The organism is Pseudomonas sp. NPDC008258 (assembly GCF_042956345.1).
Lineage (GTDB): Bacteria > Pseudomonadota > Gammaproteobacteria > Pseudomonadales > Pseudomonadaceae > Aquipseudomonas.
Map to the genome: position 1 here is coordinate 115,956 of NZ_JBIBGE010000012.1, position 24,075 is coordinate 140,030.

General features: G+C 63.2%; 25 protein-coding genes. 6 read left to right on the forward strand and 19 right to left on the reverse strand.

The window, feature by feature from the left end; all coding sequences use genetic code 11:
- The first annotated feature begins 9 nt into the window (after positions 1-9).
- Positions 10-1,434, forward strand: coding sequence for an aminobutyraldehyde dehydrogenase (locus tag ACFY9W_RS12280; protein ID WP_391130334.1), 1,425 nt, complete (start codon positions 10-12; stop codon positions 1,432-1,434).
- A 126-nt stretch (positions 1,435-1,560) separates the two neighbouring features.
- On the opposite strand, the gene ACFY9W_RS12285 is transcribed toward ACFY9W_RS12280, so the two are convergent.
- The 3 genes from ACFY9W_RS12285 to ACFY9W_RS12295 all read right to left on the reverse strand — a co-directional run bounded on the left by ACFY9W_RS12285 (position 1,561) and on the right by ACFY9W_RS12295 (position 5,099).
- Positions 1,561-2,667 carry an NADH:flavin oxidoreductase/NADH oxidase gene (locus ACFY9W_RS12285; RefSeq protein ID WP_391130337.1) on the reverse strand — a complete coding sequence of 369 codons (1,107 nt, stop codon included), beginning with the start codon at positions 2,665-2,667 and terminating at the stop codon, positions 1,561-1,563.
- Positions 2,668-2,838: 171 nt separating this feature from the next.
- Entirely contained in the window at positions 2,839-4,548 is a 1,710-nt protein-coding gene (gene recJ / locus ACFY9W_RS12290) for a single-stranded-DNA-specific exonuclease RecJ (RefSeq protein WP_391130340.1), read from the reverse strand.
- 8 nt (positions 4,549-4,556) lie between these two features.
- Positions 4,557-5,099, reverse strand: a complete 543-nt coding sequence (locus ACFY9W_RS12295) for a YaeQ family protein (RefSeq protein WP_144171436.1) — start codon at positions 5,097-5,099, stop codon at positions 4,557-4,559.
- A gap of 131 nt (positions 5,100-5,230) precedes the next feature.
- On the opposite strand from ACFY9W_RS12295, the gene ACFY9W_RS12300 reads away from it, so the two are divergent.
- Together ACFY9W_RS12300 and ACFY9W_RS12305 are read left to right on the forward strand one after the other, a co-directional pair.
- The gene (locus ACFY9W_RS12300; RefSeq protein WP_391130344.1) at positions 5,231-6,430 is read left to right on the forward strand and encodes a CoA transferase; all 1,200 of its coding nucleotides are present in this window, start codon (positions 5,231-5,233) and stop codon (positions 6,428-6,430) included.
- Between the two features lie 20 nt (positions 6,431-6,450).
- Positions 6,451-7,326, forward strand: a complete 876-nt coding sequence (locus ACFY9W_RS12305) for a TIGR02285 family protein (RefSeq protein ID WP_391130347.1) — start codon at positions 6,451-6,453, stop codon at positions 7,324-7,326.
- A 145-nt stretch (positions 7,327-7,471) separates the two neighbouring features.
- Here the strand turns inward: ACFY9W_RS12305 and ACFY9W_RS12310 are convergent, their stop codons facing one another.
- From ACFY9W_RS12310 to ffh, 12 genes are all read right to left on the reverse strand, one after another.
- Positions 7,472-7,753, reverse strand: coding sequence for a DUF3509 domain-containing protein (locus ACFY9W_RS12310; protein WP_391130350.1), 282 nt, complete (start codon positions 7,751-7,753; stop codon positions 7,472-7,474).
- Between the two features lie 79 nt (positions 7,754-7,832).
- Positions 7,833-8,249 (reverse strand): response regulator, encoded by a 417-nt coding sequence (locus ACFY9W_RS12315; RefSeq protein ID WP_391130353.1) that lies wholly within the window; start codon positions 8,247-8,249, stop codon positions 7,833-7,835.
- Positions 8,250-8,481: 232 nt separating this feature from the next.
- Positions 8,482-9,891: a threonine synthase gene (gene thrC, locus ACFY9W_RS12320; RefSeq protein WP_391130356.1), complete on the reverse strand. Its 1,410-nt coding sequence runs from the start codon at positions 9,889-9,891 to the stop codon at positions 8,482-8,484.
- 49 nt (positions 9,892-9,940) lie between these two features.
- Positions 9,941-11,245 carry a homoserine dehydrogenase gene (locus tag ACFY9W_RS12325; RefSeq protein ID WP_391130359.1) on the reverse strand — a complete coding sequence of 435 codons (1,305 nt, stop codon included), beginning with the start codon at positions 11,243-11,245 and terminating at the stop codon, positions 9,941-9,943.
- An 83-nt stretch (positions 11,246-11,328) separates the two neighbouring features.
- Entirely contained in the window at positions 11,329-12,072 is a 744-nt protein-coding gene (locus tag ACFY9W_RS12330; protein WP_201207839.1) for a thioredoxin fold domain-containing protein, read from the reverse strand.
- Between the two features lie 153 nt (positions 12,073-12,225).
- Complete coding sequence (gene xerD, locus ACFY9W_RS12335) at positions 12,226-13,122, reverse strand: site-specific tyrosine recombinase XerD (protein WP_391130364.1); 897 nt, start codon at positions 13,120-13,122, stop codon at positions 12,226-12,228.
- Positions 13,123-13,294: 172 nt separating this feature from the next.
- The gene (locus ACFY9W_RS12340) at positions 13,295-13,702 is read right to left on the reverse strand and encodes a hotdog domain-containing protein (RefSeq protein WP_391130367.1); all 408 of its coding nucleotides are present in this window, start codon (positions 13,700-13,702) and stop codon (positions 13,295-13,297) included.
- Positions 13,703-13,797: 95 nt separating this feature from the next.
- A complete protein-coding gene (gene rplS, locus ACFY9W_RS12345; protein ID WP_003252148.1) occupies positions 13,798-14,148 on the reverse strand; it encodes a 50S ribosomal protein L19 in 351 nt (116 codons plus the stop codon).
- A gap of 42 nt (positions 14,149-14,190) precedes the next feature.
- On the reverse strand, positions 14,191-14,943 hold the full coding sequence (gene trmD / locus ACFY9W_RS12350; RefSeq protein WP_391130371.1) for a tRNA (guanosine(37)-N1)-methyltransferase TrmD: 753 nt from the start codon (positions 14,941-14,943) through the stop codon (positions 14,191-14,193).
- 3 nt (positions 14,944-14,946) lie between these two features.
- Positions 14,947-15,483, reverse strand: a complete 537-nt coding sequence (gene rimM / locus ACFY9W_RS12355; protein ID WP_391130374.1) for a ribosome maturation factor RimM — start codon at positions 15,481-15,483, stop codon at positions 14,947-14,949.
- A 5-nt stretch (positions 15,484-15,488) separates the two neighbouring features.
- Entirely contained in the window at positions 15,489-15,740 is a 252-nt protein-coding gene (rpsP, locus tag ACFY9W_RS12360; RefSeq protein WP_008094480.1) for a 30S ribosomal protein S16, read from the reverse strand.
- Positions 15,741-15,987: 247 nt separating this feature from the next.
- The gene (gene ffh, locus ACFY9W_RS12365) at positions 15,988-17,364 is read right to left on the reverse strand and encodes a signal recognition particle protein (RefSeq protein WP_012270758.1); all 1,377 of its coding nucleotides are present in this window, start codon (positions 17,362-17,364) and stop codon (positions 15,988-15,990) included.
- Between the two features lie 314 nt (positions 17,365-17,678).
- Between ffh and ACFY9W_RS12370 the strand changes: the two genes are divergently transcribed.
- From ACFY9W_RS12370 to ACFY9W_RS12380, 3 genes are all read left to right on the forward strand, one after another.
- Positions 17,679-18,488: a cytochrome c biogenesis protein CcsA gene (locus ACFY9W_RS12370; RefSeq protein ID WP_391130378.1), complete on the forward strand. Its 810-nt coding sequence runs from the start codon at positions 17,679-17,681 to the stop codon at positions 18,486-18,488.
- 9 nt (positions 18,489-18,497) lie between these two features.
- Positions 18,498-19,703, forward strand: coding sequence for a transporter associated domain-containing protein (locus tag ACFY9W_RS12375; RefSeq protein ID WP_391130381.1), 1,206 nt, complete (start codon positions 18,498-18,500; stop codon positions 19,701-19,703).
- Positions 19,704-19,977: 274 nt separating this feature from the next.
- A complete protein-coding gene (locus ACFY9W_RS12380; RefSeq protein WP_391130384.1) occupies positions 19,978-21,279 on the forward strand; it encodes a metabolite/H+ symporter in 1,302 nt (433 codons plus the stop codon).
- 137 nt (positions 21,280-21,416) lie between these two features.
- On the opposite strand, the gene purT is transcribed toward ACFY9W_RS12380, so the two are convergent.
- The 4 genes from purT to ACFY9W_RS12400 form a co-directional block, all read right to left on the reverse strand.
- Positions 21,417-22,598, reverse strand: a complete 1,182-nt coding sequence (gene purT, locus ACFY9W_RS12385) for a formate-dependent phosphoribosylglycinamide formyltransferase (protein ID WP_016501237.1) — start codon at positions 22,596-22,598, stop codon at positions 21,417-21,419.
- A gap of 76 nt (positions 22,599-22,674) precedes the next feature.
- Positions 22,675-23,142, reverse strand: a complete 468-nt coding sequence (locus ACFY9W_RS12390) for a VUT family protein (RefSeq protein ID WP_060492700.1) — start codon at positions 23,140-23,142, stop codon at positions 22,675-22,677.
- Between the two features lie 217 nt (positions 23,143-23,359).
- Positions 23,360-23,557, reverse strand: a complete 198-nt coding sequence (locus tag ACFY9W_RS12395) for a DUF1289 domain-containing protein (protein ID WP_391130388.1) — start codon at positions 23,555-23,557, stop codon at positions 23,360-23,362.
- On the reverse strand, positions 23,547-24,071 hold the full coding sequence (locus tag ACFY9W_RS12400) for a gamma carbonic anhydrase family protein (RefSeq protein ID WP_391130391.1): 525 nt from the start codon (positions 24,069-24,071) through the stop codon (positions 23,547-23,549). Before ACFY9W_RS12400 ends, ACFY9W_RS12395 begins: the two co-directional genes overlap by 11 nt.
- Positions 24,072-24,075: the final 4 nt, after the last annotated feature.

The window sequence follows — 24,075 nt, forward strand, 5'->3', positions numbered from 1 at the left end:
GGAGTTCCGATGCAAACGCAGATGCTGATCAATGGCCAGCTGGTCGCAGGCCAAGGCCCGGCCTGGACCGTGCTCAACCCCGCACTGGGCACTGCCCTGGCGCAAATCAACGAAGCCACGGAAGCCCAAGTGGACAGCGCCGTGCGCGCTGCCGACCAGGCCTTCGACAGCTGGTCGCAGACCAGCCCCAAGGACCGGTCCCAAGCATTGCTGGCGCTGGCGGACGCCATTGAAGCCCATGGCGATGAACTGGCCCGGCTGGAATCGCAGAACTGCGGCAAGCCGCTGAGCGCTGCGCTGAATGACGAAATCCCGGCCATTGCCGATGTGTTCCGCTACTTTGCCGGTGCGGCACGCTGCCTGGGCGGTTCGGCGGCGGGTGAATACCTGCCGGGCCATACCTCGATGATCCGCCGCGACCCGCTGGGGGTGGTGGCTTCGATCGCACCGTGGAACTACCCGCTGATGATGCTGGCGTGGAAGATCGCCCCGGCCCTGGCCGCTGGCAATACCGTGGTCATCAAGCCTTCCGAGCTGACCCCGTTGACTGCCTTGCGCCTTGGCGAACTGGCCCAGGACCTGTTGCCACCGGGTGTGCTGAACATCATGTTTGGCCGCGGCCAGACGGTCGGCAACCCGCTGGTCACCCACCCCAAGGTGCGCATGGTGTCGCTGACCGGCTCGATCCCCACCGGGGCGCACATCATCAGTGCTACGGCCGACAGCGTGAAACGCATGCACATGGAGCTGGGCGGCAAGGCCCCGGTGCTGGTGTTCGATGATGCCGACATCGATGCTGCCATCGACGGTATCCGCACGTTCGGCTTCTACAACGCTGGCCAGGACTGCACCGCAGCCTGCCGCCTGTATGTGCAGGACGGCATCTACGAGCAATTTGTCGAACGGCTCGGTGCAGCGGTGGCCAGCCTCAAGCCGGGGTTGCAGGACGCCGAGGACACTGAACTGGGGCCATTGATCAGTGCCCAGCACCGCGACAAGGTCGCCGGCCTGGTGCAGCGGGCCATCGCCCAGGCGCACATTCGCCTGGTGACGGGCGGCAAGGCGATCGACGGCGACGGTTTCTTCTTCGAACCCACCGTACTGGCCGATGCCCAGCAGGACGACGAGATCGTGCGCAACGAAGTGTTCGGCCCGGTGGTGTCAGTCACCCGCTTTACCGATGAAGCGCAGGCACTGGAGTGGGCCAACGACTCCAACTACGGCCTGGCCTCATCGGTATGGACCCGCGACACCGGCCGCGCCCACCGCCTGGCGGCGCGCCTGCAATATGGCTGCACCTGGGTGAATACCCACTTCATGCTGGTGAGCGAAATGCCCCATGGCGGGCAGAAGCACTCGGGGTATGGGAAAGACATGTCGATGTATGGACTGGAGGATTACACCTGTGTGCGGCATGTGATGATCAAGCACTAGCCCAAGGCTGAATCTACTGGCCTCTTCGCGGGCTTGCCCGCTCCCACAGGTACATCACAGTCCTTGAGGTCAGTGATGTACCTGTGGGAGCGGGCAAGCCCGCGAAGAGGCCAGTACAGGCAGACCTTAGTCGCGCAAATCCGACTCGTGAATCGGGTTGGCCCGGCTGGTGGCGCGCTGGTATTGGGCTGGCCAGGTGGCCTTGTTGCCACCCAGGTCGTCGTCGGCATGCAGGGGCCAGTAAGGGTCGCGCAGCAGTTCGCGGGCAAGGAAGATGATGTCGGCCTGGCCGGTGCGCAGGATGTGCTCGGCCTGGGCGGGTTCGGTAATCATCCCCACAGTGCCGGTGGCGATTTCCGACTCCTTGCGCACGCGCTCGGCGAAGCGAGTCTGGTAGCCGGGGCCAGTGGGAATTTCGGCGTTGACCGAGGTGCCGCCGGAAGACACGTCGATCAGGTCGACACCCAAGCCGCGCAGGCGCCGGGCCAACTCGACGGTTTCATCCGGGTTCCAGCCGTCTTCAACCCAGTCGGTTGCCGATACCCGCACGAACAGCGGCAATTCGACCGGCCATACCTTGCGCACTGCCTCGACCACCTGCAAGGTCAGGCGGATGCGGTTTTCGAAGCAGCTGCCGTACTCGTCGCGGCGCTGGTTGCTCAGTGGCGAGAGGAACTGGTGCAACAGATAGCCGTGGGCTGCGTGGATTTCGACCACCTTGAAACCGGCCTTCAAGGCGCGTTCTGTCGAAGCGACGAAGGCGGCAATCACACCCTGGATCTCGTCCTGGCTCAACTCACGTGGCGCGGTGTGCTGCGGGTCGAAGGCGATTTTCGACGGGCCTACCGGCTGCCAGCCGCCCTCTTCCAGCTTGACGCTACCTTGCTTGCCCAGCCATGGGCGATAGGTACTGGCCTTGCGCCCGGCGTGTGCCAGCTGGATGCCGGGCACGGCACCCTGAGCGGTGATGAAGCGGGTGATGCGTTGCAACGGGGCGATCTGCGCGTCGTCCCACAGGCCGAGGTCTTCGGCGGTAATGCGGCCATCGGCGGTGACCGCCACGGCTTCGGTGATCACCAGGCCCGCGCCACCCACGGCGCGGCTACCTAGATGAACGAGGTGCCAGTCGTTGGCCAGGCCATCGATGGCGGAATACTGGCACATCGGCGAGACGGCAATGCGGTTGGGCAGGGTCAGCTGACGCAGGGTGTAAGGCTCAAGCAGCAAGCTCATGAGGGCACCTCCCAAGGACTCCAATGGTGATCCGGCCCGGACACTCAATTGCACGTCCCTGGCCCAGGTCCGGTCATAACTTCAGACTAGACCAGAATGGGTGGGGGGAGGGTTCCATGGGATTTTGGGTGGGTGCGCAAGATGGGCTGCAAAGCCGCCCCCTATTTGCAGTCAGCGCGGCTCCATGTGGGCAATCATCAACTGCACACTTTCATTACCACGAAACTCGTTCACATCCAGCTTGTAGGCCAACTCCACCCAGCGCACGGTCGGGTTCGGCCACACTTCGCGGTCAATGCCGAAGGCAATGCCGTCCAACCGCACCGAACCACACTCGCTCTTGAGCACCACCTTCAGGTGCCGCTCGCCAACCACCCGCTGCTCCACCAACTGGAACACACCGTGAAACAGCGGTTCAGGGAAGTGCTGCCCCCACGGCCCGGCATTGCGCAGCGCCTTGGCCAGGTCGAGATGAAACTCCTCCACCGCCAGGCTGCCGTCGGACTGCAAACGGCCGGTCAGGTCGTCTTCGCACAACTGGCGTCGCACTTCTTCGTCGAACGCCTCGGCAAAGGCCGGGAAATTCCCCTCGGGTAGCGACAGCCCCGCAGCCATGGCGTGGCCACCGAACTTGCTGATCAGCTCGGGATGGCGGGCCGCCACGGCATCCAGCGCGTCGCGGATATGAAAACCGGGTACCGAGCGCGCCGACCCCTTGAGCATGCCCTCGCCAGCATCAGCAAAAGCGATGGTCGGTCGGTGATAACGTTCTTTCAGGCGCGAAGCCAGAATACCGATCACCCCCTGGTGCCAGTCGGCATCGAACAGGCACAGGCCATACGGCATCGATTCGACAGGCAGCTCCTTGAGCTGGGCCAGGGCCTCGCGCTGCATGCCCTGTTCGATGGATTTGCGGTCCTGGTTCAGGTCATCCAGCTGCTGGGCCATGTCCTGGGCCAGCGCGGCGTCTTCGCACAGCAGGCATTCGATACCCAGGCTCATGTCGTCCAGGCGCCCGGCAGCATTCAAGCGCGGGCCGAGGATGAAACCGAGGTCGGTCGAGGTGATGCGCCGGTGATCGCGGCGGGCTACTTCAAGAATGGCCTTCAGCCCCGGGCGAGCACGGCCGGCGCGGATCCGCTCAAGGCCTTGATGCACCAGGATGCGGTTGTTGGCATCCAGCGGCACCACGTCGGCCACGCTACCCAGCGCGACCAGGTCGAGCAGTTCACCGATGTTCGGCTGCGCTTGCGTCTCGTAGCGGCCCAGGCTGCGCAGGCGCGCGCGCAGGGCCATCAGCACGTAGAAAATCACCCCTACCCCGGCCAGCGCCTTGCTGGGGAACTCGCAGCCCGGCTGATTGGGGTTGATGATGGCGTCTGCGTCGGGCAACTGCTGGCCTGGCAGGTGGTGGTCGGTGACCAGCACCTTGAGCCCGGCGGCCTTGGCTGCCGCCACACCCTCGACGCTGGAAATGCCGTTGTCCACGGTAATCAGCAGTTGCGGCTGGCGTTGCAGCGCCACTTCGACGATTTCCGGGGTCAGGCCGTAGCCATATTCAAAGCGGTTGGGCACCAGGTAATCGACGTGGGCCGCGCCCAGCAGGCGCAGGCCCAACACGCCAACGGTGCTGGCGGTGGCGCCATCGGCATCGAAGTCGCCAACGATAAGGATGCGCTGCCGCTGGTCCAGCGCCTCGACCAGCAGGTCGACACCAGCCTCGATGCCCTTGAGCTGCTGGTACGGCAGTAGCCGCGCCAGGCTTTTGTCCAGCTCGGCCTCGCTCTGCACGCCACGCGCGGCGTAAAGGCGGGTCAGCAAGGGTGGCAGGTTACCCAGAAATGGCAGGGTCGGCGGCAGGGGGCGAGGTTCGATACGCATGGGTTGCTTCAGCCACGCTCACCGAGCAGCCACTGCAGCTGCACTTCGTGCTGGCCGCGGTCGTCCGTCACGAATACCGTGCCCTCGCTGATCATCACGTCCCACTTGATGCTGCGCGGCATGTCGGTGGCCAGGGTTTCCAGCACCTCTTGCGGCACCGCAGCGATGCTCAGGTTCTTCAGGTTCTTGACCGCGCCCACCACCTTGCCTTCCCACACACGCAGGCTGCCGTAGGCCAGCAGGCTGGTGCGCTCGGTACGGCGCGAGCACCAGGTCAGGCGGTCGGCATCGGGCTGGCCCACTTCGATCCAGTGCAGCACCCGGTCGTCCAGGCTCTTTTCCCAAAGTGCCGGCTCATCGACATCCGACAGGCCACGGCCAAACGACAAGTTCTCGTTGTACCAGAGCGCGTACGCCAGCAGGCGGACCGCCATACGCTCTTCGGTTTCCGAAGGGTGGCGGGCAATGGTCTGCTTGACGCTTTCGTAGACGTTGCGGTCCAGGTCGGTCAGATTCAGTTCGAACTTGTAGGTGGTGGAAGGCTGGGCCATGGTCGACGGGCTTCGTGCAAAAGAAAAGTGGCACAGTCTACCCCATCTGCACCCTCCATGCGCCGCAGCAGTACCCGGCGAAACCGACGTGTGATACAACCACGGCTCTGCCCAGCTGCCACGGATGCCCCATGTCGACGCCCAGCAAACCCCTCGCCGGCCTTAAAGTTGTCGAACTCGGCACGCTGATTGCCGGGCCGTTCGCTTCGCGCATCTGCGCCGAATTCGGTGCCGAGGTGGTCAAGGTCGAATCACCCGATGGCGGCGACCCGCTGCGCAAGTGGCGCAAGCTGTACGAGGGCACCTCGCTGTGGTGGTTCGTGCAGGCCCGCAACAAGCAGTCGCTAACCCTCAACCTCAAGCACCCCGAGGGCCGCGAGGTGCTGAAAAAGCTCTTGGCCGAAGCGGACATCCTGATCGAGAACTTCCGCCCGGGCGTGCTGGAAAAGCTTGGCCTGGGCTGGGACGTGCTGCATGCGCTGAACCCGCGCCTGGTGATGGTGCGCCTTTCCGGCTTTGGCCAGACCGGGCCGATGAAAGACCAGCCGGGCTTCGGCGCCGTGGGCGAGTCGATGGGCGGCCTGCGCTACATCACCGGTTTCGATGACCGCCCGCCAGTGCGCACCGGCATTTCCATCGGTGACTCGATTGCCGCCCTGTGGGGGGTAATCGGCGCGCTGATGGCGCTGCGTCACCGCGAAGTCAATGGCGGCCTGGGCCAGGTGGTGGACGTGGCACTGTACGAAGCGATCTTCGCCATGATGGAAAGCATGGTGCCGGAGTTCGATGTGTTCGGCTTTATCCGCGAGCGCACCGGCAACATCATGCCCGGTATCACGCCCTCTTCCATCCATACCAGCGCCGATGGCAAGCATGTGCAGATCGGTGCCAACGGCGATGCGATCTTCAAGCGTTTCATGCAGGCCATTGACCGCGCCGACCTGGCGGACGACCCGACCCTGGCCACCAACGATGGCCGTGACCTGCGCCGTGACGAGCTGTACGGGGTGATCGACCGCTGGGCCAACAGCTTGCCGCTGGAGCAGTTGATGCAGGTGCTGACCACGGCCGAAGTACCGGCCAGCCGTATCTACTCGGCCGAAGACATGTTCAACGACCCGCAGTACCTGGCGCGGGAAATGTTCCTGCAGGCCAAGCTGCCGGACGGCAAGCCGTTCAAGATGCCCGGCATCGTACCCAAGCTGTCGGATACGCCCGGCTCCACCGAATGGGTCGGCCCGGCGCTGGGCGAACACACCGAGGCACTGCTGACCCGCCTGGGCTACGACGCGGCGGCCATTGCCGGCCTGCGCGCAGCAGGCACGGTCTGACCCTGGCGCGGCCCGGCTCCATGCGCGCTGCCCGCTGCCTTCGCCACCTGGCTCTGCTGTGCGGGCTGTTGCCCGCATTGCTGCTGCAACCTGCCAGCGCCAAAGAGCGCCTGTTCTGGCTGGTGCGTGACTTGCCGCCGTTCACCATTTTCGAAGGCCCGGAAAAAGGCCAGGGGGTGGTCGACCAACTGTTGCCACGGCTGATCGGGCAGATGCCCGAATACGACCACACCGTCTTGCGGGTCACCCGCGCTCGCGGTATCCAGATGCTGCAGGACCGCAACACCTTTACCTGCGACCCGACCCTGCTGTGGACACCTGAACGTGCCGAATTCGTGCGTTTTTCCCTGCCATCGCTGGGTGTGCTCAGCGGCGGCCTGGTGTTGCGCATGGAAAACCAGGCGCTGGTGGCGCCGTACCTGGATGGCCAGCAAGTGGACCTGCATGGGCTGCTGAGCACGGCCCCGCTGAAGCTGGGGATTGTTGCCGAGCGCAGCTACGGCACGCAGATCGACAGCATTCTGCGACAGTTGCCCGACAGCGCGCTCAGCCGCCACTACGGTAGTGACGCCACCGCCAACCTGCTGCAGATGCAGCAACTGGGGCGCTTGCGCATGGTGCTCGGCTACTGGCCTGAAGTGCGCTACCTGATCCAGCAGCAAGGCGGTTCACTGGATGACTACCAGTTTCATCCGGTGCAGGGCGTGGAGCGTTATCAGTTTTTACACGTGGGGTGCTCGGACAGTGAGCTGGGGCGTGCTGCGGTGGCGCACATCGACCAGTTGCTGCCGGCGCTGCGCCGCGATGTGCTGCCCGGGCTCTATGCTCACTGGCTGGACCCGGCATTGCGGGAAGATTACCTGGAAGAGAGCAAGCGCTTCTTCGAAGACAGATGACTGGTGCATACCCAGAAAAAAGAAACCCCGGGCGCTGGGGAGGACGCCCGGGGCCAAGCGAAAGTCCTTGGGGACTTCCCGTGGCAGCCTTGCCAGCACCGGAGCAAAGCACTGGCTGGCTGCCCTACTGTGTCTGATTAGCCACTCAGGCAAAGGTTCCCTGCGGTTGCTGACGCTGTTGCAGTGCCGCAATTACACAAGGCTGCAATCGGCCTTCGGCGATCTGCAAGTCTCGATGCAGGCCATCCACCAGATCGATCAACAGGCGTTGCTCCTGCAACTGGCGCTCGGTGACCGTGCGCCGCAAGGTAATGCCGGCGAGGCGGTCATGAATGGTCAGTTGGCGGTTACCGCTGGCATCGGCGATGCCGAGGTGGGTCTGATAGGGGCTCAGGGCGTCGTTGAGCAGGCTGCAGATTCTTTCCATCCGGATCACTCGCTGCGTGGTGGGATATAAAGGAACTGACCAACCGACGCAGCGGAAAGTTCGACATGCCGCGCCTGGTTCACTGAGCATGCGGGGCTGACATGACAGTTTGAATACGCCGCCCCGGGTGCACTTGCAGTGTTAGCAGGGCACGCTGCAAACGGGGCATCGACAGCGGCCACGTAAGCTCGGCGAGCACCCAAAGCCCCCGGTTTCTTGCCTCTTGGGCCAGGTTCTGGCGCCTCGGGGTAGCCTTGCCGACAAATAGCAACGCACGCGACCGGTGCTGCCGAGCAAGCACGGCAAGACCTGCCTGGGTTGGCATGGCATGGTCGAGAATCAGCAGATCGGGGCGACGTTCGTCCAGGCAGGCATTCAGGTCGCTAGCGTTCGCGCTAATGCGCACGTTGAACATGCCTTGGGCGTTGAGGGCCTGGTGCAGGAGGATCTGGTGCGATGGGCGCGCCTGGTGGATCAACACGGAGGTCTGGTACATGAGCCGCTCCTGATGGGAGGACCGGCTAAGTTAGGCGTTGCGTGGGCTGTGCCTGAATAAGACGTTTCTGATTGGACTGAGGGAAAAGTCCGAGATATTGGGGCCGCTTTGCGGCCCATCGCCGGCAAGCCAGCTCCCACAGGTACATCACAAGGCCCGAAGGCTGTGGAGTACCTGTGGGAGCTGGCTTGCCGGCGATGGGCTGCAAAGCAGCCCCCAGCTACAGCAATACTTAGAGCGGCTTGCCGCGGTTCCCGTGCTGGCTGACAAACGCCTGCACCGCTTTCAGGTCATTGGCCAGCACCGTGCAACGCTCTTCACGGCTGAACAGGTCGCTGAGGTGCGCTGGCAGCTCCAGTGCCTTGCCCACACCGGCCTTCTCCACCGCCTCCGGGAACTTGACCGGGTGCGCGGTACCCAGCACCACCATCGGGGTGTCCAGGCTGCGGCGGCACTCGCGGGCGGCCTTGACGCCGATCGCGGTATGCGGGTCGAGCACTTCACCGGTTGCAGCAAACACTTCGGCAATGGTCTCGCAGGTTTGCTCGTCGCTCACGGCCAGCGAGTCGAACAGCTTGCGCGCTTCGGTCCAGCGGTCTTGCTCGACACTGAAGCCGCCACCTTGCTTGAAGTTGGCCATCAGGTCGGCAATGGCGCCACCGTTGCGACCGTGCAGGTCGAACAGCAGGCGCTCGAAGTTGGACGAAACCATGATGTCCATCGACGGCGACAAGGTCGCGTGCAGGGTGTCCTTGACGTACTGGTTGCCGCTCATGAAGCGGTGCAGGATGTCGTTGCGGTTGGTGGCGACGATCAGCTGGCTGACCGGCAGGCCCATGTTGCGCGCCAGGTAGCCGGCGAAGATGTCGCCGAAGTTGCCGGTCGGTACCGAGAACGCCACCGAGCGCGCCGGGCCACCCAGCTGCAGGGCTGCGTGGAAGTAGTAGACGATCTGGGCCATGATGCGCGCCCAGTTGATGGAGTTGACTGCCACCAGGCGGGTGCCCTTGAGGAACGACTGGTCGGCAAAGCTGGCCTTGACCATTTCCTGGCAGTCATCGAAGTTACCTTCGATGGCGATGTTGTGGATGTTGTCGCCAAAAATGGTGGTCATCTGGCGACGCTGCACTTCCGACACGCGCTGGTGCGGGTGCAGGATGAAGATGTCGACGTTGTCGCAACGGCGGCAGCCTTCGATGGCGGCAGAACCGGTGTCACCACTGGTGGCGCCAACGATCACTACACGTTCGTTACGCTTGGCCAGCACGTGGTCGAGCAGGCGGCCGAGCAGTTGCAGGGCAAAGTCCTTGAACGCCAGGGTCGGGCCGTGGAACAGCTCCAGCACCCACTCGTTGCTGTTCAGCTGGCGCAGCGGGGCAACCGCAGCATGGGCGAACTCGCCGTAGGTTTCTTCAAGGATCTTCTTGAAATCGGCGTCGGCGATGCTGCCTTCGACGAACGGGCGCATTACGCGGAAGGCCAGCTCGTGGTAAGGCAGGCCAGCCCAGGAGGCGATTTCTTCCTGGGTGAAGCGAGGCAGGTTTTCAGGGACGTACAGGCCGCCGTCGCTGGCCAGGCCAGCCAGCAGCACGTCTTCGAAATTCAGGGCCGGAGCCTGGCCGCGGGTACTGATATAGCGCATGGGTGCAAACCTTCGATGCTAGGGCCGCGCGAGCAGCCCGATTGGCAAATTAATTCAGCTGTTCGACGCGGATGCGCACGACCTTGCCGACCACGTCCTGCAGGGCTTCCAGCGCGACGATGGCGTCGTTGATGCGCTGCTCTACCACGCCGTGGGTCAGCAGGATCATCGGCACCAGGCCGTCCTGTTCCTCGGCTTCCTTCTGCATGATCGACTCGATGTTGATGCCGCGCTCCGACAGGATGCTCGCTACCTGAGCCAGCACGCCTGGGTGGTCCTTGGCCTGGATACGCAGGTAGTAGGCGCTCTCGCAGGCCTCGATCGGCAGGATCGGGTGGGCCGACAGCGAGTCTGGCTGGAAGGCCAGGTGCGGCACGCGGTTTTCCGGGTCGGAGGTCATGGCACGGACCACGTCCACCAGGTCACCGACTACCGACGAAGCGGTAGGCTCCATGCCGGCGCCCGCGCCGTAGTACAGGGTCGAACCGGCAGCATCACCGTTGACCATCACGGCGTTCATCACGCCGTTGACGTTGGCGATCAGGCGGTCGGCCGGGATCAGCGTCGGGTGCACACGCAGTTCGATGCCTTCGGCGGTACGCCGGGCCACGCCCAGGTGCTTTATGCGGTAGCCCAGGGCCTCGGCATAGTTCACGTCAGCGGTGGTCAGCTGGGTGATGCCTTCGGTGTAAGCCTTGTCGAACTGCAGCGGGATGCCAAAGGCGATGGATGCCAGGATGGTCAGCTTGTGCGCGGCGTCAATGCCCTCGACGTCAAAGGTCGGGTCGGCTTCGGCGTAACCCAGCGCCTGGGCTTCGGCCAGTACGTCCGGGAAGGCGCGGCCTTTCTCGCGCATTTCGGTGAGGATGAAGTTGCCGGTGCCGTTGATGATGCCGGCCAGCCAGTTGATGCGGTTGGCCGACAGGCCTTCGCGAATGGCCTTGATTACCGGGATGCCCCCAGCAACAGCCGCTTCGAAGGCAACGATCACGCCCTTCTCGCGGGCCTTGGCGAAGATTTCGTTGCCGTGCACGGCAATCAGCGCCTTGTTGGCGGTAACCACATGCTTGCCGTTTTCAATGGCCTTGAGCACCAGGTCGCGGGCGATGGTGTAGCCACCGATCAGCTCGATGACAATGTCGATCTGCGGGTTGCTCGCAACTTCGAACACATCAGCGGTAATGGGGGTACCGGTAATCTGGCAGTTCGGGTTCTGCGAGCGCATGGCGATCTGTGCCACTTCAATACCGCGCCCGGCACGGCGGGCAATCTCCTCGGCGTTGCGCTGAAGTACATTGAAGGTTCCGCCACCGACGGTCCCCAACCCACAGATGCCTACTTTGACCGGTTTCACTGTGAACTCCCCATTGAACGGCCGACACTGTTGCCGACCGTGAAACATGCCGTCACCCCATGACGACGGCGTACTGAATTGGATTACTTGGCCAGTGCCAGCTTGGCGACTTGCGGTGCCGGCTGGTAGCCCGGAATGACCTGGCCGCTTTCAAGCACGATGGCCGGCGTGCCGTTGACGCCGATCGACTGGCCCAGCTGGAACTGCTTGCCGACCGGGTTGGCGCACTTGGCCGCCTTGATTTCTTCGCCTTCGACCATCTTGTCCATCGCCCCACGGCGGTCGCTGGAGCACCACACCGCCTGCAACTGCTGGTCACCCGGCGAGCCCAGGCCCTGGCGCGGGAAGGCAACGTAGCGCACTTCGATACCGCGGCGGTTCAACTCGGGCACTTCGGCGTGCAGCTTGTGGCAATACGGGCAGGTGGTGTCGGTAAACACGGTAATGTGCGACTTGGTCTCGCCTTTGGCAGGATAAACCACCATCTCGGCGGCTGGAATGCCGTTGATGAGCTTGGCGATGCCTTGGCGCTCGGTTTTTTCGGTGAGGTTGACCGGCTTGCCGTCCTGGATCTGGAACAGGTAGCCCTGCATCACGAACTGGCCGTCGGCGCTGGCGTACAGCACGCGGCCGCCCTGCAGCTTGACTTCATAAAGGCCGTTGAGCGGGCTGCTGGCCACGCTTTCCACGGGCACTTCCAGCTCAAGGTTCTGCAACGATTTACGGATGGCCTGCTCGGCACCGGCATTGCTATCGGTTGCCGCAGCAACGGCAAAGGTACTGGCCAGCGCCAAGGCGGCGGCGGCGAAAAACTGGGTCACGCGCATGGGAACTCCTGAAGGCGGACAGGGGCCGGAGGGCGCCACCTGCGAAAAATACGCGGTGGCCGTGCGGCCCTTGGTGCAAACCGCCCAAGCCTACCACATCACGCCACCGGTGAAGGGCCTTGCCAGGACCAGTCGGCGGAACATGAAAAACATTCATCCACGCGGATGGTGCTGGGCATGCAACTGCTGCAGGCGGGCCTTGGCGACGTGGGTGTAGATCTGCGTGGTGGACAGGTCGCTGTGGCCAAGCAACATCTGCACCACGCGCAGGTCGGCGCCATGGTTGAGCAGGTGGGTGGCGAAGGCGTGGCGCAGCGTATGCGGCGACAGTGGCTTGTCGATACCGGCAACCCGGGCATGGTGCTTGATACGGTGCCAGAAGGTCTGGCGGGTCATCTGTTCGCCGCGCTGGCTGGGGAACAGCACGTCGCTGGGGCGACCATTAAGCAATTCGGCGCGGCCATCGCGCTGGTAGCGTTCCAGCCACACCACCGCCTCTTCACCCATGGGCACCAAGCGTTCCTTGCTGCCCTTGCCCATCACCCGCAGCACACCCTGGCGCAGGTTGATCTGATCCAGGGTCAGGCTGACCAGCTCGGTGACGCGCAGGCCGCAGGCATAGAGCACTTCGAGCATGGCGCGGTCGCGCTGGCCGATGGCTTCGCCCAGGTCCGGGGCTTGCAGCAAGGCTTCGACGTCCGCCTCGGACAGCGACTTGGGCAGTGGTTTGCCCAGTTGCGGCATGTCGACCTGCAAGGTTGGGTCGATGGCCACCAGCTTTTCCCGCAGCAGGTAGCGGAAGAAGCCGCGCAGGCCGGAGAGGAAGCGCGCCGTGGAGCGTGGTTTGTAACCCTGGTCGAGGCGCCAGGCGAGGTGGTCGAGGATCAGGTCACGGCCGGCGTCAGGCAGGGCAACCGAATGCTCCTGCAGCCAGCCGTTGAACAGGGCCAGGTCGCTGCGGTAGGAGGCACGGGTGTTGTCGGACAGGCCCTTTTCGAGCCACAGGGCGTCAAGGAACTGGTCGATCAGAGGGTGGTCTAGGGCGGGCATTCGGGGCTGCTGGGTGCTGTAGGTGGGGCTAGTGTTTCACAGCAGCTCACAGGTTGTCTGTACTGGCCCTTTCGCGGGCACGCCCGCTCCCACAGGGTTCTCCACAGAATCTGAATGCAGCGCTGTACCTGTGGGAGCGGGCGTGCCCGCGAAGAGGCCTGCACAGAAGAGCTCAGGGCTGGGGCAACACGGGCACCGGCCGCTTGTCCTCGTCGATGGCGACAAAGCTGAACACCCCATGAATCGCCCGCTCACGGCCGTCCAGGTACATGTTCTCGACAAACACATCCACCTGCACCTGCAAGCTGGTGTTGCCGACCTTGACCACCGAACCCACCAGTTCGACGATCGAACCCGCCGGGATCGGGTGCTTGAAGTCGATGCGGTCGGTGGACACGGTCACCAGCGGCAAGCGGCAGAAGCGCGTGGCGGCGATAAACGACACTTCGTCCATCCAGGCCAGGGCAGTGCCGCCAAACAGGGTGTTGTGGTGGTTGGTGGTATTGGGGAATACCGCCTTGGTCACGCGGGTCACCGACAGCTCGGTACGGCGCTGGATTTCCTGGTCTCGGGTAGTCATTGCAATCACACCTTTCAAAGGTTCAAAACGCAAAAAAGCAGCCCGAAGGCTGCTTTTTTCTCGCTAGGCGGCCTCGGCCACCGGGCAAACTGTACTCAGGACAGTTTTTCCTTGATGCGAGCGGCTTTGCCGGACAGGTCGCGCAGGTAGTACAGCTTGGCTTTACGCACGTCACCACGACGTTTCACGGCCAGGCTGTCGATTTGCGGGCTGTAGGTCTGGAAGGTACGCTCTACGCCAACGCCGCTGGAGATCTTGCGCACGGTGAAAGCGCTGTTCAGACCGCGGTTACGCTTGGCGATAACAACGCCTTCGAACGCCTGCAGACGGGAACGCTCGCCTTCCTTCACTTTAACCTGAACGACAACGGTGTCGCCTGGTGCGAAGGTCGGGATTTCCTTGCTCATCTGCTCGGCTTCGAGCTGCTGGATGATCTTGTTGGTCATGCTGTGCTCCTAAGATGGATACGCGATCCACCATCGATACGTTTAACTATCGTCCCGCTCGCGGAGGTATTCCTCGAGCAGCTTCTTCTCTTCTCCAGAAAGCGAGCGACTTTCCAGAAGATCGGCGCGTCGTTCGAAGGTCCTACCAAGGGACTGCTTCATCCTCCAACGCCGGATATGTGCATGGTTGCCACTTAGCAACACGTCGGGAACACGCTGATCCGCATACACCTCAGGTCGGGTGTAGTGCGGGCAATCCAGCAGACCGTCGGTGAAGGAATCTTCTTCCGCCGAGTCCACATGCCCTAAAGCTCCGGGCAGCAGCCGTGTAACCGCATCGATCAGTACCATGGCCGGCAGCTCGCCACCGGAAAGCACATAGTCGCCAATCGACCACTCCTCATCGACATGAGCCTCGATAAAGCGCTCGTCGATGCCTTCATAACGACCGGCGATCAGGATCAACGATTCCTGTTCGGCCAGGCCTGTGACCGCCTGCTGAGTCAGCTTGCGGCCTTGTGGCGAAAGGTAGATCACCTTCGCCGCTGCTCCGGTCGCTTGCCTGGCGCTAACCAGGGCGTCTTCCAGAGGCTTGATTTTCATCACCATGCCCGGACCACCACCAAACGGCCGATCATCCACCGTGTGGTGACGATCTGTGGTGTAGTCCCGCGGGTTCCAGCAAGTCACCTGTAGCAACCCCTGTTTCACCGCGCGGCTGGTAATGCCGTACTCCGTGATGGCCGAGAACATCTCGGGGAACAACGTGATGACGTCTACGCGAAGGTTACCCATCGTTTAGAAGTCCGCGTCCCATTCAACCCGCATCACGCCTGCTTCCAGGTCGATGTTGAGCACGCATTGCTCCGTATAGGGCAACAGACGCTCGCGATCATCCAGGCTGCCTGCGCAGGGCTTGACCACCATTACATCGTTCGCACCGGTCTCCAACAGGTGATCGACCTTGCCGAACAACTGTTCGTCCTGGTTGATGACCTTAAGGCCTTCCAACTGGTACCAGTAGTACTCGTCGGCAGCCAGGTTGGGCAAAAGGCTCCGCGCAATGCAGATTTCGTAACCGCTCAGAAGACGGGCTTCATCGCGATCGTCGAGGCCTTTCAGCTTTACGACCAGGCCCTTTTGGGAGCCACGACCGTTGACCAGCTCTACCTGCTTTACCTTGCCTTCGTGCCGAAGCGTCCAGCGCGGATAATCCAACAGGTTTTCAATCGGATCGGTAAAGGAATACACCTTCACCTCGCCGCGAACGCCGTGAACCGAAAAAATCTTGCCGACGACGATGAGGTCATCAGCCTTTTCTGGCGTCGCGTTCATACTGTTCAGGCAGCGGCCTTGGCAGCGTCCTTCAGCAGCTGAGCAACGCGCTCAGACGGCTGTGCGCCCTGGCTCAGCCAGTAGGTGACGCGCTCTTGGTTGACCGACAGCTTGACTTCGGCGCCCGATGCGATCGGGTTGAAGAAGCCAACGCGCTCAACGAAACGGCCGTCACGGGCGTTACGCGAGTTGGTCACGGTCAGGTGGTAGAATGGGCGCTTTTTCGAGCCGCCACGGGCCAGACGAATGGTTACCATGTGAACATCGTTCCTATAGTCGGTGTTGCAGTTTGTACTGCAAATCTGAATGCCAAATAGGCACACGGGTGCCCAAAAGGCCGCATATTCTCGGGGAATACACGGACATTTGCAAATGACTTTTTCGGCAAGGCACTGCCCCACCGTCCAGATTTGCCGGTTGCGCCGCGAAATCCGCGGCCGTTGCCCCGCCGAAGCGGGCGTTCTGGGCGCCTGGCCGATGAACGGCAGGCGCCCGGAATAAGATTTACAGCTTCGGCATGCCGCCGCCAGGCAGCATGCCGCCAAGGCCGCGCATCATCTTGGCCATGCCGCCTTTGGCAGAAAACTTCTTCATCATCTTCTGCATCTGCTTGTGCTGCTTGATCAGCCGGCCGATGTCCTGCACCTGGGTGCCGGAACCCAAGGCGATGCGGCGCTTGCGCGAACCACTGATCAGGTCAGGATCGCGGCGCTCGGCCGGGGTCATGGAGTTGATGATCGCCTCCATCTGCTTGAACTGCTTCTCGGCCGCGCCCTGGGCGTTACCCATCTGCGACAGGTTGACCCCGCCGATGCTCGGCAGCTTGTCCATCAGGCCGCCCAGGCCGCCCATGTTCTTCATTTGTTGCAGCTGGTCGCGGAAGTCTTCGAGGTCGAAGCCCTTGCCCTTCTTCAGCTTCTTGGCCAGCTTGTCGGCCTTGGCCTTGTCGATGGTCTGCTCGGCCTGCTCGATCAGGCTGAGCACGTCACCCATGCCAAGAATGCGCGAGGCGACGCGGTCAGGGTGGAACGGCTCGAGGGCCTCGGTCTTTTCACCCATACCGATGAACTTGATCGGCTTGCCGGTAATGGCACGCACCGACAGTGCAGCACCGCCACGGGCATCACCATCGACCTTGGTCAGCACCACGCCGGTCAGTGGCAGTGCCTCGCCAAACGCCTTGGCGGTGTTGGCAGCATCCTGGCCGGTCATGGCGTCGACCACGAACAGGGTCTCGATCGGCTTGACTGCAGCGTGCAGCGCCTTGATCTCGTCCATCATGTCGGCGTCGATGTGCAAACGGCCGGCGGTGTCGACGATGACCACATCGATGAATTTCAGCTTGGCTTCGCGGATGGCCGCTTCGGCAATGGCCACCGGCTTCTGGCTGATGTCGGACGGGAAGAAGGTGACACCGATGTCGTTGGCCAGGGTTTCCAGCTGCTTGATCGCCGCCGGGCGGTAAACGTCGGCGGAGACCACCATCACGCTCTTTTTCTTGCGCTCTTTAAGGAAGCGCGCCAGCTTGCCGGCGGTGGTGGTCTTACCCGCACCCTGCAGGCCGGCCATCAGCACCACGGCAGGCGGCGCAGCGTTCAGCGCGAGGTCTTCGTTGGCCGCACCCATCAGGCTTTCCAGCTCGGCCTGAACGATCTTCACGAACGCCTGGCCCGGGGTCAGGCTGCGCGACACTTCGGTGCCGACCGCGCGTTCCTTGACGCTGTTGACGAAATCCTTGACCACCGGCAGGGCAACGTCGGCCTCGAGCAGGGCCATGCGCACTTCGCGCAGCGTGTCCTTGATGTTGTCTTCGGTCAGCTTGGCCTTGCCGGTGACATGGCGCAGCGTCTGTGACAGGCGGTCGGTCAGGTTTTCGAACATGGTGATCCTTTCAGGCCCAGTAAAAGCCGAGGTTTGTCAGGCGCCCGCGGGGAAATGCACACCCGCCGGGCACAGCAAGGCGGCGATTATAGCGAAGTGCAGCGGCGGCGCACACCTTGGGAGATATTCGGTGCCTGCTCCGGCCTCTTCGCGGGCGCGCCCGCTCCCACAGGATCTCCACCACTTTCGGGGCCTGCGCAGGACCTGTGGGAGCGGGCGTGCCCGCGAATGCCCTGACACAAGCCTTCAGTCTTCCTTGATCAACGGGATCTATGCCAAACTCCGTCTCTTTAAAGGCTCGCCAACCAGGACTTATGGTCTCCTCACCCAGCCTCATCCCCAACCTGATCGCCGCCGGCCTTTATATAGCTGCGGCCATCTACCAGGGCTCGCACCTGGCCCAGGGCCGCAAGGCCGACAAGCGCCTGCTTGGCCTGCTGGGCGCGTTCGCGGTGCTGGCCCAGGCCGGCGCGCTGTTCTTCCAGCTGATCACCCCGCTGGGCCTGAGCCTGGACTTCTTCAGTGCCGCCAGCCTGATCGCCGTAGCGGTCATCGCCCTGACCCTGATCGCCTGCCTGCGCATACCGGTGGAAAACCTGCTTGTACTGCTGTTCCCGCTGGGTGCGGTCACTGCGTTGCTGGCGCAGTTCGCGCCACCCGGCACGGTGCCGCTGATCAACGAAGAGCCGGGCATCCTTGCGCACATCCTGCTGTCGATCCTGGCCTACGGGCTGTTCACCATCGCGGTATTCCAGTCGCTGCTGTTGCTGCTGCAGGACCGCCAACTGAAGAACAAGCACCCGTCCGGGCTGATCCGCAACTTCCCACCGCTGCAAACCATGGAAAGCCTGCTGTTCGGCTTCCTCTGGGCCGGCTGGTGCCTGCTGTCGCTGTCATTGATCTCGGGCTGGCTGTTCCTCGACAACCTGTTTGCCCAGCACCTGGTACACAAGACCTTGCTGGCCTGCGTGGCCTGGGTGGTGTTCAGCGTGTTGCTGTGGGGCCGCACCCGCCTGGGCTGGCGCGGCCACAAGGCCATCCGCTGGACGCTGGCCGGTTTCTGCCTGCTGATGCTGGCCTATTTCGGCAGCAAGCTGGTTCGCGAATTCATCTTGCATATCTGACGGCCGACCATGGACACCCTGCCGTACGCACCGCTATTCGGCACCCTGGCACTGGCCCTTGTGTGGTCGGCGCTGTTCACTGCCGTGGATGCCGCCCGCCTGCTGCTCAATGGTTCCCTGCGCACCAACGAGGAAGGCCAGCCCGTGCTCCCTGCCCAGGCACTGGTGCTGTGCGCCAGCCTGGGCAAGCTGCTGGTGCTGGGCCTCGCCTGCCTGGTGGGCCAGCGCCACAGTGGCGAACATGGTTTCTGGCTGGCGGGGCTGGCCGCCACCTTCACCTTGCTGGTGCTTGCCGAGTACCTGCCGCGTCGCCTGGCCCGACGCAACCCGCAGGCGCTCGTCAGCCTTGGCGCCAGCCTGCTGAAAGTGCCCCTGGCCTTGCTACAGCCGCTGGCCTGCCTTCTGGACGGCTTTGCCAAGCTACTGCTGCGCCCGTTCCGCGCACAGCCTACGGCCGTAGCCCTGCACCCGCAGGAAGCCGATGAGTTCGACGAGGACGAAGAGCACGAAGCCCCCCGCCACGGGCTGCTAGACGGCCTGCAGTCGCTGGACAAAGTCACCGTCAATGACATCCTGGTGCCGCGCAACGAAGTAGACGGCATCAACCTGGACGAACCGATCGAGCGCATCATCGAACAGTTGATCGTCAGCCGTCACACTCGCCTGCCGGTGTATCACAACGACATCAACCAGGTCGAAGCCATCCTCAATACCAAGCTGATCAGCCATCTTTTGCCCAAGGCCGAACTGACTCTGGATGCCTTGCACGGCGCCTGTTACGAACCCTATTTCGTGCCGGAAAGCACGCCCCTGCAAATGCAGCTGCTGAACTTCCACAAGCAGCAACGCCGCATGGGCGTAGTGGTGGACGAGTACGGCGAGGTGCAGGGCATCGTCACCCTTGAAGACATCCTCGAAGAGATCGTTGGCGAGTTCGAGGATGAACAGAGCCTGGAAAACCCCCACGTGCACCCGCAGCCCGATGGCACCTTCGTCATCGATGGCACCGCCTCGCTACGCGAAATCAACCGTACCCTGGGCTGGCACCTGCCCTGCGACGGCGGGCCGAAAACCCTTAACGGGCTGGTGACCGAAGCGCTGGAGAGCATCCCGGAAAGCGCCGTTTGCCTGAAGATCGGCCGCTATCGCCTTGAAATCCTCGAAACAGAGGACAATTGTGCCAGCAAGGTACTGGTGTGGACCGTGACCCGATAGCTATACTCGGGTCACGCTTACCCAGCCCCGCCGTCCCGCCTGCTACCCGCAACCGGCGCCAAACGGCCAGTCCGCTCCACTGACACGCCCCACGGTCCTGCTTCAACACCCTGAACAGTGCCTGCCCCGCCCCTATCCCCCTTGGGCTATCGTCAGTCGGGCGCACACAACAACAAAACGCTCCGGCGTCCGCGCAACCGTGCCTGCCCTTTGCTCCGCACGCCGTCGCGGGCCATGCCCATGGAGCTGGACCAGACTGTTAGGGACCTACTTAATGACAACCAGCAGCACCTATGCCGAAGCGCCTGCCGCACCGGCCAACTCGCCTGCGCGGGTAGCCACCGCCAGCTTCATCGGCACCGCCATCGAGTTCTATGATTTCTACGTCTACGCTACCGCCGCTGCCCTGGTGATTGGCCCGGTGTTCTTCCCGTCCGGCTCAGGTACCGCGCAAATGCTGGCGGCTTTCCTCACCTTCGGCATCGCTTTCCTCGCCCGCCCGCTGGGCTCGGCGCTGTTCGGCCACTTTGGCGACCGTATCGGCCGCAAGTCGACCCTGGTTGCCTCGCTGTTGCTGATGGGCGTCTCCACCACGGCCATCGGCGTGCTGCCGGGTTATGACAGCATTGGCGTGTGGGCGCCGATCATTCTCTGCCTGCTGCGTTTTGGCCAAGGCCTCGGCCTGGGCGGCGAATGGGGTGGCGCAGCGTTGCTGGCCACCGAGAACGCCCCCGAGGGCAGGCGTGCCTGGTTCGGCATGTTCCCGCAGCTGGGCCCATCGATCGGCTTTTTGGCTGCCAACGGCTTGTTCCTGACCCTGGCGCTAACCCTGAGCGACGAGCAGTTCCGCGACTGGGGCTGGCGCATTCCGTTCCTGCTCAGCGCTGCACTGGTGCTGGTCGGCCTGTACGTGCGTCTGAAACTTGAAGAAAGCCCGGTGTTCGCCAAGGCAGTTGCTCGCCAGGAACGGGTGAAGATGCCGGTGGTAGACCTGTTCGCCAAGCACTGGCGCCCTACCCTGCTGGGCGCTGCGGCGATGGTGGTGTGCTACGCGCTGTTCTATATCTCGACGGTGTTCTCGCTGAGCTATGGCGTGACCACGCTGGGCTACAGCCGCGAGACGTTCCTTGGCCTGCTGTGCTTTGCAGTGGTGTTCATGGCCTTGGCCACACCGCTGTCGGCCTGGCTCAGTGACCGCTACGGGCGCAAACCGGTGCTGATCGTCGGCGGCCTGTTGGCGGTGGCGTCAGGCTTTACCATGGAACCGCTGCTGACCTCGGGTTCGACCACGGGTGTGGCGCTGTTCCTGGCCATCGAGCTGTTCCTGATGGGCGTGACCTTTGCGCCGATGGGGGCACTGCTGCCTGAACTGTTCCCGACTCACGTGCGTTATACCGGGGCTTCGGCGGCGTATAACCTGGGCGGGATTGTCGGGGCCTCGGCGGCACCATTCTTTGCCCAGAAGCTGGTGAGCATGGGCGGGTTGAGCTGGGTGGGGGGTTATGTGTCGGCGGCGGCGGTGATCAGTTTGATTGCCGTGCTGTGCTTGAAAGAGACCCGTAATACCGAGCTTTGATTCATTGGGGCTGCGTTGCAGCCCATCGCCGGCAAGCCAGCTCCCACAGGGATCTCACAAGATTCAAGACATGTGAAGTTTCTGTGGGAGCTGGCTTGCCGGCGATGGGCCGCAAAGCGGCCCCCTGCGGTCTCGGATCAGAACTCGACCTTGACCGCCTGCGATGCACGGGTCGCCTTGGCCCGCGCCAGTTCGACCGACTCGTCACGCGCCAGGCACACGCCCATGCGGCGGGTACCGTTGATTTCCGGCTTGCCGAACAGGCGGATGGCCGTATCCGGTTCACTCAGCGCTGCGCCCAGGTTGGCGAAGCTGGTCTGCTGCGATTGCCCTTCCGGCAGGATGACTGCCGATGCCGACGGACCAAACTGGCGTACCACTGGAATCGGCAGGCCGAGAATGGCGCGGGCATGCAGGGCGAATTGCGACAGGTCCTGGGAAATCAGGGTCACCAAGCCGGTGTCATGCGGGCGTGGCGACACTTCGCTGAACCATACCTGGTCGCCTTTCACGAACAGCTCCACGCCGAACAGGCCACGACCGCCCAGGGCGTCGGTAACTGCCTTGGCCACGCGCTGCGACTCGGCCAGCGCTTTCGGGCTCATGGCCTGCGGCTGCCACGACTCCTGGTAGTCGCCCTTCTCCTGCCGGTGGCCAACCGGTTCCAGGAAGGTGGTGCCACCCACGTGGCGCACGGTCAGCAGGGTGATTTCGTATTCGAAGTCAATGAAACCTTCGACAATCACGCGGCCTTTACCGGCGCGACCGCCTTCCTGCGCGTAGTCCCACGACTTCTGCAGGTCGGCATCGCTGCGCAGCAGGCTCTGGCCTTTACCCGACGAGCTCATCACCGGCTTGACTACACACGGGTAGCCGACATCGGCCACGGCCTTGGCGTAGTCTTCATAAGTGTCGGCAAAGTGGTACGGCGAGGTCGGCAGGTCCAGCTCTTCGGCGGCCAGGCGACGGATGCCTTCACGGTTCATGGTCAGCTGGGTGGCGCGGGCGGTCGGCACCACGTTGAAACCTTCGTTTTCCAGCTCGACCAGGGTGGCGGTGGCGATGGCTTCGATTTCAGGGACGATGTAGTGCGGTTTCTCGGCCTCGATCACCGCGCGCAGGGCAACGCCATCGAGCATGTTGACCACATGGCTGCGATGCGCCACCTGCATGGCCGGGGCATTGGCGTAGCGGTCGACGGCGATCACTTCGACGCCCAGGCGCTGCAGTTCGATCACCACTTCCTTGCCCAACTCGCCACAGCCGCACAGCAGTACACGGGTCGCGGTGGGCGACAAGGGGGTTCCGATACGGGTCATTTCAGGTCCTCGAAGGCATCCGGGGCCGCACCAGGCTTGGCACCGCCCGCTGAAAAAGGACCGCTATTCTACACCATCAACCGGCAACGGCGGCCCGCCGGGCGCGAAATGCCATGGCCAGCCACACGGCGGTGACACCGGCGAACTTGGAAGCCATGGCGGTGCCGACCACCGCCGGGGTCAGGGCGCCGATCATGCCGAAGAAGATGAAGGTATCCACCGGAATACTCAGCGCCGAGCTCAACCACAGGCGGTCACGCAGTGGCCGACGGGTGATGCTGAACACCAGCCAGTCGATCAGCTCGGAGATGAAGAACGCAGTGGCGCTGGCCAGGGCGATGGCCGGCTCCGAGGTAACGTAGGAAAGCACCAGCGCCACCAGCATGGCAACCAGGGCGCCGTGCCCGAAGCGGGTCTGCACCATGTCACGCAGGATGAACACCAGGCCACCCCAGGCGGACCAGATGATGTCCAGGTGCGGGGCACTGGAAAACGCGTAGTTGATCAGCACTACGCTGCTGATATAGGCGATCAGATAGAACATGGCGGGTAGTCTGTGGGCAAGCCGTACAGATTACCGCTGGCTTCTTCGCGGGTAAACCCGCTCCCACAAATGATGCGTCGCCCTCGAGGCTGACGCTGTACCTGTGGGAGCGGGCGCGTCGAGGCGTCGAACCGCCGCGAACACCGGCGCAGCCGGTGCCATGCACCGCGTTGGACTCTTCGCGGGCACGCCCGCTCCCACAGGGTTCTACATCAGCTTAAAGGATGAGGCCGGCCTGTACTGCCCGCTCATGGCAAAGCTTGAGCACCGCGCGGCGCTCGTCGTTGTCCATCCGCCCCCAGCGGCCAATCTCCGCCACGGTTCGCTGGCACCCGGTGCAGATATCCTGCTCGTCCAGCGCGCAAATGCTCACGCAAGGCGAGGCCACCGGCCGCTCTACAACATTATTCATCATCAACCACCAGTTCTTGCGCGTAACGCCGGGCATTATGCACATAGTGTGCGGCGCTGGCTTCGAGCATGCGCTTCTGCTGCTCGGTCAACTCGCGTACCACCTTGCCTGGCGAGCCCACTACCAGCGAACCGTCCGGAATTTCCTTGCCCTCGGCGATCAGCGCGTTGGCACCGATGATGCAGTGTTTGCCAATGCGCGCACCGTTGAGGATCACCGCATTGATACCCACCAGGCTGTAGTCGCCCACCGTGCAGCCATGCAGCATGGCGTTGTGGCCAACAGTCACGCCCTTGCCCAGGGTCAGCGGCGAACCCATGTCGGTGTGCATGACCGTGCCGTCCTGCACGTTACTGCCTTCGCCAATGTCGATCAGCTCGTTATCCCCGCGCAACACCGCGCCAAACCACACACTCGCATCGGCCTGCAGGCGCACGTTGCCGATCAGCGTGGCGTTGGGTGCGGCCCAACTGGTGGGATGGCTTTCGACCCGCAGGTCACCCAGGCGGTATTTCATGCAT

Excerpts from the sequence above, each read along its gene's own strand:
- ACFY9W_RS12280 (WP_391130334.1), top strand. The coding sequence starts at position 10 with ATGCAAACGCAGATGCTGATCAATGGCCAGCTGGTCGCAGGCCAAGGC.
- ACFY9W_RS12285 (WP_391130337.1), bottom strand. The coding sequence starts at position 2,667 with ATGAGCTTGCTGCTTGAGCCTTACACCCTGCGTCAGCTGACCCTGCCC.
- recJ (WP_391130340.1), bottom strand. The coding sequence starts at position 4,548 with ATGCGTATCGAACCTCGCCCCCTGCCGCCGACCCTGCCATTTCTGGGT.
- ACFY9W_RS12295 (WP_144171436.1), bottom strand. The coding sequence starts at position 5,099 with ATGGCCCAGCCTTCCACCACCTACAAGTTCGAACTGAATCTGACCGAC.
- ACFY9W_RS12300 (WP_391130344.1), top strand. The coding sequence starts at position 5,231 with ATGTCGACGCCCAGCAAACCCCTCGCCGGCCTTAAAGTTGTCGAACTC.
- ACFY9W_RS12305 (WP_391130347.1), top strand. The coding sequence starts at position 6,451 with ATGCGCGCTGCCCGCTGCCTTCGCCACCTGGCTCTGCTGTGCGGGCTG.
- ACFY9W_RS12310 (WP_391130350.1), bottom strand. The coding sequence starts at position 7,753 with ATGGAAAGAATCTGCAGCCTGCTCAACGACGCCCTGAGCCCCTATCAG.
- ACFY9W_RS12315 (WP_391130353.1), bottom strand. The coding sequence starts at position 8,249 with ATGTACCAGACCTCCGTGTTGATCCACCAGGCGCGCCCATCGCACCAG.
- thrC (WP_391130356.1), bottom strand. The coding sequence starts at position 9,891 with ATGCGCTATATCAGTACCCGCGGCCAGGCTCCGGCCCTGAATTTCGAA.
- ACFY9W_RS12330 (WP_201207839.1), bottom strand. The coding sequence starts at position 12,072 with ATGCGCGTGACCCAGTTTTTCGCCGCCGCCGCCTTGGCGCTGGCCAGT.
- xerD (WP_391130364.1), bottom strand. The coding sequence starts at position 13,122 with ATGCCCGCCCTAGACCACCCTCTGATCGACCAGTTCCTTGACGCCCTG.
- ACFY9W_RS12340 (WP_391130367.1), bottom strand. The coding sequence starts at position 13,702 with ATGACTACCCGAGACCAGGAAATCCAGCGCCGTACCGAGCTGTCGGTG.
- rplS (WP_003252148.1), bottom strand. The coding sequence starts at position 14,148 with ATGACCAACAAGATCATCCAGCAGCTCGAAGCCGAGCAGATGAGCAAG.
- trmD (WP_391130371.1), bottom strand. The coding sequence starts at position 14,943 with ATGGGTAACCTTCGCGTAGACGTCATCACGTTGTTCCCCGAGATGTTC.
- rimM (WP_391130374.1), bottom strand. The coding sequence starts at position 15,483 with ATGAACGCGACGCCAGAAAAGGCTGATGACCTCATCGTCGTCGGCAAG.
- rpsP (WP_008094480.1), bottom strand. The coding sequence starts at position 15,740 with ATGGTAACCATTCGTCTGGCCCGTGGCGGCTCGAAAAAGCGCCCATTC.
- ffh (WP_012270758.1), bottom strand. The coding sequence starts at position 17,364 with ATGTTCGAAAACCTGACCGACCGCCTGTCACAGACGCTGCGCCATGTC.
- ACFY9W_RS12370 (WP_391130378.1), top strand. The coding sequence starts at position 17,679 with ATGGTCTCCTCACCCAGCCTCATCCCCAACCTGATCGCCGCCGGCCTT.
- ACFY9W_RS12375 (WP_391130381.1), top strand. The coding sequence starts at position 18,498 with ATGGACACCCTGCCGTACGCACCGCTATTCGGCACCCTGGCACTGGCC.
- ACFY9W_RS12380 (WP_391130384.1), top strand. The coding sequence starts at position 19,978 with ATGACAACCAGCAGCACCTATGCCGAAGCGCCTGCCGCACCGGCCAAC.
- purT (WP_016501237.1), bottom strand. The coding sequence starts at position 22,598 with ATGACCCGTATCGGAACCCCCTTGTCGCCCACCGCGACCCGTGTACTG.
- ACFY9W_RS12390 (WP_060492700.1), bottom strand. The coding sequence starts at position 23,142 with ATGTTCTATCTGATCGCCTATATCAGCAGCGTAGTGCTGATCAACTAC.
- ACFY9W_RS12395 (WP_391130388.1), bottom strand. The coding sequence starts at position 23,557 with ATGATGAATAATGTTGTAGAGCGGCCGGTGGCCTCGCCTTGCGTGAGC.
- ACFY9W_RS12400 (WP_391130391.1), bottom strand. The coding sequence starts at position 24,071 with ATGAAATACCGCCTGGGTGACCTGCGGGTCGAAAGCCATCCCACCAGT.